The sequence below is a fragment of the Mycobacterium sp. NPDC003449 genome (genome assembly GCF_053588415.1).
Genome location: NZ_JBSFPX010000077.1, coordinates 18,356 through 30,901, shown reverse-complemented (window position 1 = coordinate 30,901; position 12,546 = coordinate 18,356). Strand labels below are relative to the sequence as shown.

The following is a 12,546-nucleotide window of genomic DNA, read 5'->3' as shown; positions in this document are numbered from 1 at the left end:
CATGCCCCGGAACGGCCTGCACGGACAGCGGGTAGTGGTTGTACTCGCGGTTGGTGAAGTCGGTGATGTCCAACTCCCGCACACCCAGCAACCCGGCAGCATCGATCGGGTAGTTCTCGTAGACGAAAACGGTGTCGAAGAGTTGGTCATGACCGGTGGCCCGGTGAATCTCGGCCAGCGCCAGGTGCTGATGATCCAGGGTGTCGGTGTAGGCGCCCTGCAATTGGTCCAGCAGGCTGGCGATCGTGGTGGCCGGGGTGATGGTCGCCCGCACCGGAACGGTGTTGATCAGCAGGCCCACCATCGATTCCGCCCCGGCCAGATCCGTCGGCCGTCCCGACACCGCGGTCCCGAAGGCGACATCGTGCTGGCCGGTCAGCCACATCAGCAGCTGGGCCCACGCGGCCTGCAGCACGGCGCTGACCGTGGTGTGGCATGAGCGGGCCAATTCCCCGAGCGCCCTTGTGGTTTCGGCCGACACCTCGAAGGACTCAACGCCGCGGCGCCCGAGCGCCAGCCGGCCGGGCGGCCCGATCACGGTGGGGGTTTCGAAGCCGTCGAACACCCGGCCCCATGCGGCCTGCGCGGCACCGGTGTCCTGTTCGGCCAGCCAGGTGACGAATCTGCGGTACGGCACCGGGGGCGGCAGCCGCTCGCCGAAGTAGCCCGCGAAGATCTCCTGCAGCAGGATCGGCTTCGACCAGCCGTCCAGCACGATGTGGTGGTTGGTGAGCACCAGCCGGTACTTGTCGGCTGCCGTGCGGAACAGGGCGGCCCGGAACGGCGGCTGATCGGCCAGCTCACACACCGCGGCGCGTTCGGCGGCCGAGATCCGCGCGATCTCCCCGTCTGCGTCCTGGCTGCCATCGAGATCGACGTACTGCCAAGCCAATCCGGGGTCGTCCAGGATGATCTGGACCGGCTGGCCGAAGTCCTCGTAGAACCTGGCCGCCACGTTCGGGCGACGCCGCAGGACGGCGTGCACCGCATCGCGCAGACGCCCGTGGTCGACTTCGCCGGACATGGTGATGTCGAGCTGCACCGCGTACAGGTCCTCGCTGCCCTGTTCCACGCCGGTGTGGAACAGCAGCCCCTGCTGCAGCGGGGTCAGCGGCAGCACATCGACCGCGGCGTGGTGCCGCACCAGATCGTCGATCTGCTCCTGGCTCAGCCGGGCGGGCAGGATGTCGGACGGGGTCAGTCCCCCGCCGCCCCGCTGCACATGGGCGCAGATCCCGGTCAGCGCCTCGAACCACAATCGGCTCAACCGGCCGACCCGGTCCTCGTCGAGCACCGAGCGGGCCCAGGTCCAGGTGGCGTGCAATTGCGGGCCCGCCGCGCCGTCGTCTCCGGTGCCCTGTTCGAGGGTGCCGGCGTTGAGTTCGACGGCGTGCCCGAGCGGAGTCGGAACCGCCGTCGCCGCGGCGGTCACCGACACCCCGTCCTGGTCGATGCGCCACAGATCCTCGGAGAGTTCGGCCGCACCGGCACCCAGCCGGCCCAGGTAGTTGAACCCGATCGACGGATCCGCGCCGGCCAGTCCGGCATCGGGATTCAGGTAGCGCAGCAGTCCGTAGGTCAGCCCGTCCGGCAGCCCGCGGAGCTGTTCCTTGGCCGCCTTGATCACCGGGCCGAGCGCCGGGTCACCGGATCTGACCTGGTCCCAGGACAATTCACCCGGCTCGCCGAGCGCCAAGGACACCGGGTACTTGCTGGTGAACCAGCCCACGGTGCGCGACAGGTCGATGTTGCGGTCGACGGTGCCGCCCAGATCCTCGCTGCGGCCGTGCCCCTCGACGTCGATGCCGATCGCGCCGGCGCCGAGGAGTTCGGCACTCGCCAATCCCAGGGCGATCAGCAGGATGTCCTGGATCCCGGCGTGGAACGCCGACGGCACCTCGCCGAGCAGCACCCGGGTGGTCGCGCTGTCCAGCGTCGCCGACAACTGGCCCGCGGTGGCGTAGGTGTCGTGTTCCGGCTGGGTGGCGGGCAGTGCCTGCGGTGTGGCCGCCACCCGGCGCCAGGTGTCGGCGAGCTCGAGAACCGACCCGGCCCTGGCGTGTTCGTCGAGCAACGCGGCCCACCTGGCGAACGAGGTTCCGCCGGTGGGCAATTCCACCGGCCGGCCGCCGTTCCGCTGCGTCCAGGCGATATTGAGGTCTTCCAACAGGATTCGCCACGACACCGCATCGACGGCCAGGTGATGGATCATCAGCGCCAGCCGCCGGGTGCCGGGCACCCACAGTGCCGTGACCATCGCCCCGGCCGCCGGGTTCAGCCGCGACCTGGCCGCCAGCAGCGCGTCGTCGGAGAACGCGTCGACGGTGTGCACACAGGCCCCGGCGTCGACCGTTCCGGCCTCGGGGACGGTCAGCGACCAATCTTGGGGTCCGGTGGAATCGCCGGTCAGCCGCAGCATCGGGTGCCGATCCAGCAAGGCCTGCAGCACCGCCACCACATCGTCCTCGGTGACCCCGGCGGGGGCCTGCAGGACCACGGTCTGGTTGAACTCCTCGGACGGCCCGTCCAGGCCGCCCAGCCAGCGCATGATCGGGGTCGCAGGCACCGGGCCGGTGCCTGCGTCGGCGATCTCGGCCCCGCCGTCGGCGAATGTCGCGACCCGGGCCAGCCCGCTCACGGTCTGCTCGACGAAGATGTCGCGCGGCCGGCAGATCAGCCCGGCGGCGCGGGCCCTGGCCACCACCTGCATCGACGAAATGCTGTCCCCACCAAGGTCGAAGAACGAATCGTCGACACCGACCCGCTCGACACCGAGCACCTGGGCGTAGATGCCGGCCAGGATCTCCTCGACGGCGTCGACGGGTGCGCGGTAAGCCTCGGCGTCCTGGTATTCGGGGGCAGGCAGGGCGCGGGTGTCGAGCTTGCCGTTGACGGTCAACGGCAGTGCGTCGAGCACCACGATCGCGGCAGGCACCATATAGGTCGGCAGCCGGTCGGCCAGCGTGGCACGGGCCGCTACCGGATCGAAGGTGCCCCCGGCGGCCGCCGTGACGTAGCCGACCAGACGCTTGTCACCGGGTCGGTCCTCGCGGGCGATGACGGCCGCCTGGCCCACGGCGTCCAGCCCGGCCAGCGCCGCCTGCACCTCACCGAGTTCGATGCGGTAGCCACGGATCTTGACCTGTTTGTCGGCCCGCCCCACATACCGCAGTTGCCCGTCGGCGCCCCACTGCACCAGGTCGCCGGTGCGGTACATCCGGGCTCCCGGCGCCCCGAACGGGCACGCCACGAACCGCGTCGAGGACAGGTCGGGCCTGCCGACATATCCGCTCGCCAGCCCGGCGCCCGCCACGTACAGCTCGCCGACGACGCCCACCGGAACCTGCCGCAACCAGCCGTCGAGGACGAAGAAGGACAGATGCTCCAGCGGCACGCCGATCGGGCTGCTGTTGTCGTCGATGTCGGCCGCGCCGATCTCCCGGAACGACGCATGCACCGTGGTCTCGGTGATGCCGTACATGTTGACCATCCGCGGCAGCCCCGGATGGCTCCGCAGCCAACCCGAAAGCCGTTGCGGTTCAAGTGCTTCACCGCCGAACACCACGGTCTGGAGCTTGAGCTGTTCACCCAGTTCGGGGTGCAGTGCGTCGGCGGTCTGCAGCGCGTAGAACGCCGAAGGGGTCTGGCTGAGCACGCTCACCTGCTCGCTGACCAACAGGGCGTGCAGATCCTCCGGTGAGCGGACCACCGCATCCGGCACCACCAGCAGCCGCCCGCCGTAGAGCAGCGCGCCCCACATCTCCCACACCGAATAGTCGAACGCCAGGGAATGGCATTGGGTCCAGACCTGGCCCGGCGCCAGTTCGGCGTCGAGCGCCTCCAGCAGCCGGGTCACGTTGCGGTGGGTCACCGCAACGCCTTTCGGGGTTCCCGTGGTGCCCGAGGTATAGATGATGTACGCGACGCCGTCCGCGGCGGGGATGGGCAGTGCGGTCGGGGGCGCGGCCGCGATCCGCGCATCGTCGATGTCGATGACCGCGAGCCCGGGCTGGTCGAGTCGGGCCCGGAGTTCGGCCGTGGTGACCGCGGCGACCGGCGCGGAGTCCTTGAGGACGAACCCGATTCGCGAGTCGGGATGCGCGGGGTCGATCGGCAGGTACGCCGCCCCGGTCTTGAGCACCGCCAGGATCGCCGCGATCGCCTCACCGGTGCGCGGCAGCAGCACCGCCACCCGCTCACCGGGCCCGGCGCCCCGGTCGGCCAGCAGATGTGCCAGCCGGTTGGCCGACTCCTCGAGTTCGCGGTAGGTCCACGACCGTTCGCCGCAGCTCAGCGCCACCGCGTCCGGCCGCAGCACCACCTGCGCGGCGAACAGTTCCGGGATCGACGTCGGGGTGCTCGCGGGCCTGCTCAGCACCGCACGGTTGCCCCAGTCGTCGAGCCTGCCGTGCTCCTGCGCGTCGAGCAGGTCGACGGACGACAGCGCGCGGGTGGGGTCGGCGACCATATCGGCCAGCACCCGCTGCAGCCGCGCGACCAGGTTCTCGACCGCGGCCCGGTCGAACACCTCGGTGTCGAATTCCACGCGCAGGCCCAGTTCCCGGCCCGGCATCGCGACCACCGAGATCGGGTAGTGGTTGTACTCGCGGCTGGTGAACTCGGTGATGGCCAGGTCCGCCGCGCCCAGCAGGGCGCCGGTGTCGACCGGGTAGTTCTCGAACACGAACAGCGTGTCGAACAGCCGGTCGTGGCCGGTGACGCGGTGAATCTCGGCCAGCGCCAGGTGTTCGTGTTCGACGGTGTCGTTGTGGACCCGCTGCAATTGGTCCAGCAGATCGGCGACCGTGGTGGCGGCCGTGGCGACGGCCCGGACCGGGACGGTGTTGATCAGCAGGCCCACCATCGATTCGGCCCCGGCCAGATCGGCGGGCCGCCCGGACACCGCGGTGCCGAAGGACACGTCGTGCTGGCCGGTCAGCCACATCAGCAGCTGGGCCCACGCGGCCTGCATCACCGTGTTGACGGTGGTGCGGTGCGAGCGCGCGAGCTCGGTCAGCGCCGTCGTGGTGTGCTCTGGTACGGAATAGGATTCGACGCCCCTCGCCCCGGCCGTGGCTGGCGGGCCCACCAGGGTCGGGGTGTCGAACCCGGAGAACACCTCGCGCCACGTCGCCTGCGCCAGGTCGTGATCCTGTGCGACCAGCCAGCTGACGAAGCTGCGGTAGGACGCGGCCACCGGCAGCCGCTGCCCGTAGTAGCCGGCGAAGATCTCCTGCAGCAGGATCGGCAGCGACCAGCCGTCGATCACAATGTGGTGCACGGTCATCACCAGCCGGTGCCGGTTGGGCCCGGTGCGCAGCAACGCGGCCCGGAACAGCGGCTGGTCGGCGAGCTTGCAGACCGCGGACCGCTCGGCCGCGGACAGCCGCTCGACCCCGGCATCGACCTCATCGCCCGGTCCGGTGAGATCGACGTACTGCCAGGCGATCTCGGGCTCGGCCGGGATGACCTGCACCGGCTCGCGGAAGTCCTCGCAGAACCGCGCCGCCAGGTTCGGATGGCGGCCGACCACGGCCCGCACGGCGTCGCGCAGCCGCTGCGGATCCAGCGCGCCGGTCATGGTGATGCCCAGCTGCACCGCGTACACGGCATCGGTGGTCTCGGCGTCGTCGGCGAAGCCGGCCTGGAACAACAGGCCCTGCTGCAGCGGGGTCAGCGGCAGCACATCGGCGATCCGGTGCTTGCGGCCCAGTTCGTCGATCTGCGGCTGGGTCAGGCGGGCCGGCGCCAGATCCGACGGGGTCAGCCCGCCGCCACCGTTCCGGACATGGGTGCAGATCCCGGCCAGGGCCTCGAACCACAGCCGGCTCAGCCGGTCGGCGGCGGCGTGATCCAGCGTCGACGGCGCCCACGACCACGCGGCCTGCAGGCGCGGGCCCGCCTCGGTGTCCGGTCCCGAATCCAAGACGCCCGCGTTGAGTTCGACGGTGTGCGCCAACGGCATCGGCACCGCGGCGGCCACCTCGGCCATCGCGAGGCCGTCGTCACCGATCCGCCACAGTTCCTCGGAAAGGCCCGCCGCGCCTGCGCCGAGCCGGCCCAGATAGTTGAATCCGACGGCCGGTTCGGGTCCGGTCAGCTCGATGTCGGGGTTCAGGTAGCGCAGCAGACCGTAGGTCAGGCCGTCGGGCAGCGCGCGAAGCTGTTCCTTGGCGGCCTTGATCACCCGGCCCAGCGCGGGGTCGCCGGCCGCGACCCGGTCCCAGGGCAGCTCGCCGACCGTCAGCGCCACCGGGTACTTGGCGGTGAACCAGCCCACGGTGCGCGACAGATCGGTGCTGCCGTCGGCCCCCAGTTCCTCGTCGCGGCCGTGGCCTTCGACGTCGATGCCGATCGGCCGGGCTCCGCCGCCCAGGTACTCGGCCCAGGCCAGCCCGAACGCGATCAGCAGGATGTCCTGCACGCCGGCGTGGAACGCGGCGGGTACCTCGCCCAACAACGTGCGGGTGGTGTCGGCGTCCAGCGACACCGATAGCCGACCGGCGTTGGCGTAGGTGTCCACATCCGGTCGCGGCGCGGGCAGCGTCGCGGGCGTCGCCAGCACCTCCCGCCACGCCTCGGCCTGCCCCACCACATCCGCCGCGCGGGCGTGCTCATCGAGCAACTCCGACCAGCGGGCGTAGGAGGTGCCGCCGGTGGGCAGCTCGATCGGCTGCCCGGTGTGCTGCTGCGCCCAGGCGATGTTGAGGTCTTCCAACAGGATTCGCCACGACACCCCGTCCACCGCGAGATGGTGCACGACCAGGACCAACCGACGGCTCTCGGCCGCCCACACCGCGCTCAGCATCACCCCCGCCGCGGGATCCAGCCGCGACCGCGCCGCCACCAGCGCCTCATCGGACAACTCGTCGACCGTCCGCAGACAATCGCCCGCGCGCACCGCACCCTTCTCGGGCACGGTCAGCGACCACTCACCACCGCGCGATTCGGCCCGCATCCGCAGGGTGCCGTGCCGATCCAGCAGGGCCTGCAGCACGATCTCGACGTCGGCCCGGCTGACCCCGGCCGGGGCCGCCACCACCAACGTCTGGTTGAACTGATCCAGGGGGCCGTCGATCGTGCTGAGCCAGTGCATGATCGGGGTGGCCACCACCGCGCCGATGCCCTCGTCGACGACGGCGGCCTCGCCTCCGGTGATCTTGGCCACCGAGGCCAGCCGGGCAACCGTCTGCTCGACGAAGATGTCACGCGGCCGGCACAACACACCCGCGGCCCGCGCCCTGGCCACCACCTGCATCGACAGGATGCTGTCGCCGCCCAGATCGAAGAACGAGTCGTCGACCCCGACCCGGTCCTGCCCGAGCACCTCGGCGTAGATATCGGCCAGCAGCTGCTCCACGGCGGTCGCGGGGGCGCGGTACTCGCTGTCCCTTCCGCGGTAGCCGGGTGCCGGCAGGGCTCGCGTGTCCAGTTTGTTGTTGTGGGTCAATGGAATCGCGTCGAGCACCACGATCGCCGCGGGAACCATGTACGGCGGCAACCGATCCGCCAGTTGAGCGCGGGCCTCGACCGGATCGGCGGTTCCGGTGACGTAGCCGACCAGACGCCGGTCGCCGGGCCGGTCCTCGCGGGCGATCACCACCGCCTGCTCGACCCCGTCCACCCGCGACAGCGCCGAGCGCACCTCACCGAGTTCGATTCGGTAGCCGCGGATCTTGACCTGCTCGTCGGCCCGACCCAGGTACTCCAGCTGACCGTCCGCACGCCACCGGACCAGGTCACCGGTCCGGTACATCCGGGTCCCCGGCTCCCCGAACGGGCAGGCCACGAACCGCGACGCGGTCAGATCGGGTCTGCCGATGTAGCCGGCCGCAACGCCGCCACCGGCGACGTACAGTTCGCCGATCACGCCGGTCGGCACCGGGGTCATCCAGGTGTCCAGCACGAACAGCGCCGCACCCGGTACCGGCGCACCGATCGGGACCACGCCCGGCCCGGGGACCAGCGGTGTGCTCATCGCGGCGCAGATCGTCGTCTCGGTCGGGCCGTAGGCGTTGAACATCACCCGGCCCGGCGCCGCCCACCGGTCCACCACCTCGGCCGGGCAGGCCTCACCGGCCACCACCAGTGCCGCCGATTCCAGCCCCTCCGAGCCCAGCATGGCGACCGCCGACGGGGTTTGGGTGAAGACGGTGATCTGCTCGGCGACCAGCAGCCGGTGGAAGTCCTCCGGTGAGCCGGCCACCGATTCGGGCACCACCACCAGGCGGCCACCGCGCAACAGCGCATGCCCGATCTCCCACACCGACGCGTCGAACCCCAGCGAGTGGCAGAGCGGCCACACCCCGCCGCGGGGTAGGCCGGCGTCATCCATCGAGGCCATCAGCTGGGTCAGATTGCCGTGCGTGACCGCGACCCCTTTGGGGGTTCCGGTGGTTCCGGAGGTGTAGATGATGTAGGCGATGTCGTCGGCCGCCGGTGCCCGGGAAGCGGTGGCGGGCCGGCCGAGCGTCGCACCCCCGTCCACGCCCTCGTCGATGTCGACGACGGCGATATCGCGGCCGTCGAGCCGCGACCGCAGTCCGGCGGTGGTGATCACCGCGATCGGGGCCGCGTCGGACAGGATGAAGTTCAGCCGCGACGCCGGAACGGCCGGATCGATCGGCAGATATGCGGCACCGGTCTTGAGCACCGCCAGGAAGGCGATCACGGCGTTGGCCGATCGCTCGGACAGCAGCGCCACCCGCTCGCCGGGCCCGACACCGCGCGTGGTCAACGAATGCGCCAACCGGTCGGCCGCCTCGTCCAGCTCGCGGTAGGTCAGGGACCGGCCCTCGAATGTCAGCGCCACCGCATCGGGTGTGGCGGACACAGATTCGCCGAACAGGTCCGGTATCGCCTTGCGCGCCGGGCCGGACTCGGCCAGCACGGCCTGGTTGCCGATCCGGGCCAATTCGGTTCGATCGTCGCCGGCCAGCAGGTCCAGTTCGGACAACCGGCGGTCGGGTTCGGCGGCCATCGCCGTCACGACCCGCTGGATGCGCTCCGCCAGCCCGGCCACACCGAAGTCCGCGAACGGCCTTCCCGCGCCCGCCGTGCTGAGGAACAGCTGATCGCTGGACCCGATGAAGAAGAGTCCGAAGTGCCCCATCGGGCCGTGATTGGTGTAGGACACCGAAACCGAGGCGCCGGCCAGGTCCAGGGTCAATCGCCCCGGAATGAAGTTGACCGCCAACCGATTCGACGCCTGCCGCGGTCCCCTTGCACCGCGTTCCCCCTCGAGCAGGTGAACCGGGAACCGTTGGTGGGCCAGCAGTTCCCGGATTCGGACGTCGACGTGCCTGCAGAATTCACCGACCGTCCAGTCCGGCGGCGTCTTGAGCACCAGCGGCGCCACCCCGGCGAGCATCGAGGGCAGGATCTTCGAATCCGACGTCACCCGCCTGCTGACCGGGAAGTCCAGCGCCACCTCGGAACCGCTGGACGACCACGCCCGCGCCAGGAGTGCGCAGGCGGCCGTGGTGACCGAGTACCTGCGGATGCGCAGAGCCTTCGACAGGTCTTTTATCTGGCCGACCACGGCCTGGTCGACTTCGACCGACGCCGACGGGGTGTAGGCGTCCTGAGCGTTCGACTGCGGCATCGACTGTTCGAGTCCGCTTTCCGGCGGGAGGTTGCTGCTCCAGTACGCCTGATCCGCCGCGTAGTCCTCGGAGGCCTCGTAACCGGCCTCGCACTCCACCAGATCCCGCAACGACCCGAAGTACGCGGGCGGAATCTCTTCCCCCGCAACAATCGCCGAATAGATCGTCGCAATTCGACGGCTCACCAGGGCCATGGAGATGCCGTCGACAGAAATATGGTGGCCCAAACCGAATAGGTAATACTCGTCGGGCTGCGTACGGAAAAGCGCGAATTTTACCAGCCGCCCGTTGAGCGGCAGCGGAGTGTGCTGAATCGCCGACGCCATTTCACGAACTTTTTGCACCGGATCATCGGCGTCGCGGACGTCGTGGAACGGCAATTCAAGATCAGAATAATCGAGCGCTTTCTGGAAAACCTGACCGTCCGCCTCGAAAAAGGTGGCCCGCGCCGGTTCCGCTTCCTGCATAGCCTGACGGATGGCCCGTTCGAGAAGATCATGATCGACCGTGCCGTCGATTCTCCCCAGCAGACCGAGTTGCCATTCGGTGCCGGCGAGGCCGCTTTCATGCGACAGCCAAATATCCAATTGCGCGCGCGTGAGTGGAAGCGCGCAGCCGTCTGATTCCATTATACGACTTCCCCACCAGATGCTTTAGCGCTCAAGAGCCCCACCCTGCGCCAACCGCTCGCGCAGGCTCTTCGGCCGTATATCGGTCCAATTCTGTTCAATAAACTCTAAACACGCGGCACGATCGGCGTCGCCGAAAACCACCCGCCAGCCGCTCGGCACATCGGCAAAGCTCGGCCACAGGCTGTGCTGCTCTTCGTCGTTGACCAAGACGTAAAAGCTGCCATTGTCGTCGTCGAACGGATTGATGCTCACGTTTCTCCCGGCTGTATCGAGGGCATCGCAAACAATATCGCAAAGATACGGGAGCCCGCACGGCTGGGTCAGAGATTTTTACGAAGTTCCGCTCGCCGTGACTTCGTCACGGCGAGGTCGGACTGACGCCATAATTAGCTGAAGATTCATGATCGCGGACTTACCGGAGGTCATGATGAATTGACGATGCAGTAATCGTATTGCGAGCTCTGCGAGACTGTGAGTTTTCTGTGTGCCCCAGCCGCACGGTCCGCACCGACCTATCGCACAGGCTGCGGGATGCGCGCGGATGTGACGCCGCCGGCAAATGAATTCACCAGATATTAAGACTGTCTTCGAACTCGGACGGGTCGCGATCAGGGCGCGGCCGAGCCTGATCCGATGATTTTGCTGAAACTACAGAATCCCTCCCTTTTGCCAGGTTGATACAAGACGCCGACATATCACAACCTTGCGATCGACGCCTCATTCCGGCCGGCGCCGAGGCCTGCCGGACTCCCGTCACCGCGATCACGCCGAAATCCGCAGGGCGAGTGCGGTTTCTAGCAACAGGAGCACGCACCGCCCGCCGGCGGTCCTTACCCGCAGGTCAGGACGAACTCGCAGGTAGACCCGGTCACCCGGGTGCCGATCCGGCCGGCGGGCACGGGCGAACAACCTCAGCTACCACCACGCACCTCGCCGCACCCAACGCGGCAAACCATGGCTGTCGCCAGTTGGCTTGCGTGGCTTCAGGTTTAGATTTATCCACTCGGCCGGGCCGAGCCCGGCGGGTCAACGGGGCCACAGCTAACCGTGCCGGCACTGACCGCCGGATCCCCTGACGGCACCGTCAGCGGTCGGATAACCGCTCCTCCGCTAGGCCAAACCCGGTTTATCGGCGTCTTGTTCCCGGGCTGCCGATTCCTCGCCCAGGGGCGAGGAGCCTCGCGGCATCAGCATGACGAACACCGGAAATCGCAGTTGAGCCCCGGCGATGGGCATCCGGATCGCGAACGACACCACCTCGAGCTCGAGGCGCTTGCCCCGCTGCGTCTCCATCTCCAGGCGGCCGGGTAGGTGTTTGGGCGCCGCCAGCCAGTCCAGGCCACGTTCGATGGAGTCGACCAGGTTCATGGCGCCGACTATACCCGCGATGAATCCGTACTCGCGCTGTAAGGCCTAGTCAGAACCCCTTTTCGGCAGGTGGATAGGGCTGCGGCCGACCGATTTTCGCGAGTCCGCGGCCGGCTACGCCTTCTTGAAGAGGTACATCCGGTAATCGGACGATCCGCCGCTGCGCAGGTCGTCGTAGGCCCGCTGCGCGGGTGCGAATCGACGGATCACGCCCCGCAGGAAGAACGGTGTCACCCGGTCGATCACATACCGCCAGCGCTCCAGAGTCTTCTCCATGCCGCGCCTGACTTCGGAATTGATTCCCCGTCCCGAGACCATTTCCAGCGGCGCCTCCGCCAGCGCCGCCTCCCAGCCGGGGATGTCATAGGAGGTGCGGGCGTCGGCGTACAGGAAATGCCCACCGGGTCGCAGTACCCGCTCGACCTCGGCGAGGAAGCGTCCGAATCGCGGATACAGATGGGACGATTCGATATTGATGACCGCGTCGAACGATCCGTTGGCAAACGGAAGGTCCTCGGCGTCGCCCTGCTTGAACTCTAAACCCGGTATGTTGTGCCGGTTTTGGCAAAACTCGATACCGGTGGGGTTCAGGTCCAGCCCGGTGTAGGCGGCCGGGTGCAGGGTGCGCATGAGATACGAGGCACCACCCCCATGCCCGCAACCGACCTCGAGCACCTGCTTACCGGCCACGTCCACCTGGGTTGCGGTGATGTGGTAGAGCTGAATCGGGTACCGGTTGGGCTCGTCGGCGGCCGAGAGTGGCACACCCATCGCCGGGTCTTCCTCGTAGCCGTAATTGAGGAACACCACATCCTCGCCGTCGAGCCTGCGGGTCGCATAACGGTAGATGAACTTCTGGACACCTTGGGTGAACTTCTCGTTCAACTCGAAGAGCAACCGGTCTCGCGATTCCCGGACCTGATGTTTGAGCGTCATAGGCG

At 68.6% G+C, this 12,546-nt stretch carries 4 protein-coding genes; all 4 read right to left on the bottom strand.

What is annotated here, in order from left to right:
- Positions 1–10,237, bottom strand: a 10,237-nt coding sequence (locus ACWDTP_RS19775) for an amino acid adenylation domain-containing protein (protein ID WP_450022785.1), incomplete at its 3' end; no start/stop codon positions are given.
- A gap of 21 nt (positions 10,238–10,258) precedes the next feature.
- Positions 10,259–10,489 (bottom strand): MbtH family protein, encoded by a 231-nt coding sequence (locus tag ACWDTP_RS19770; protein WP_450022779.1) that lies wholly within the window; start codon positions 10,487–10,489, stop codon positions 10,259–10,261.
- An 858-nt stretch (positions 10,490–11,347) separates the two neighbouring features.
- Positions 11,348–11,605, bottom strand: coding sequence for a hypothetical protein (locus ACWDTP_RS19765; protein ID WP_450022777.1), 258 nt, complete (start codon positions 11,603–11,605; stop codon positions 11,348–11,350).
- Between the two features lie 114 nt (positions 11,606–11,719).
- A complete protein-coding gene (gene mtf2, locus ACWDTP_RS19760) occupies positions 11,720–12,541 on the bottom strand; it encodes a fatty-acid O-methyltransferase Mtf2 (RefSeq protein WP_450022775.1) in 822 nt (273 codons plus the stop codon).
- Between the last annotated feature and the right edge of the window lie 5 nt (positions 12,542–12,546).